We start from the raw sequence: 502 nt of genomic DNA on the forward strand, positions 1-502 counted from the left end.
GGCCATAGGTGTGATGCCAGGCGCGCACGAAGTGATCCGAAGCCGCCTTTGACGCCGAATATGGCGAGGAAGGCGCGTACGGCGTGTCCTCGGTGAAGAAGCCCTCGTCGAACGGCAGATCGCCGAACACCTCGTCGGTCGAGACGTGGTGGAAGCGAAATGCCTTCCGCCCATCGTCGTCCAAACCGCGCCAGTATTCGAGGGCTGCCGTTAGCAGACGGAACGTGCCGACGACATTCGTCTCGATGAACGCGCCGGGCCCGTCGATCGAACGATCGACGTGACTCTCGGCAGCCAAGTGCATGATGCCTTCGATCTGCTCTTCGCGCAGCAGCGACAGAACGAAGGGGATGTCTCCGATATCGCCCCTGACGAAGCGGTAGTTCGGCGCGTCCTCGACCGTCTTCAGCGATGCCAGGTTGCCGGCATAGGTCAGCTTGTCGAGGTTGACGACGCGGACGCCGTTACCAACGAGGAGGCGGACCACGGCAGAGCCTATGAA

1 protein-coding gene is annotated in these 502 nt (G+C 62.2%); it reads right to left on the minus strand.

The window, feature by feature from the left end:
- On the minus strand, window positions 1–502 hold a 502-nt coding region (locus tag J7528_RS24240; protein WP_291879960.1), incomplete at both ends, for a GDP-mannose 4,6-dehydratase.

The sequence above is a fragment of the Caulobacter sp. genome, assembly GCF_017744445.1.
GTDB lineage: Bacteria > Pseudomonadota > Alphaproteobacteria > Caulobacterales > Caulobacteraceae > Caulobacter.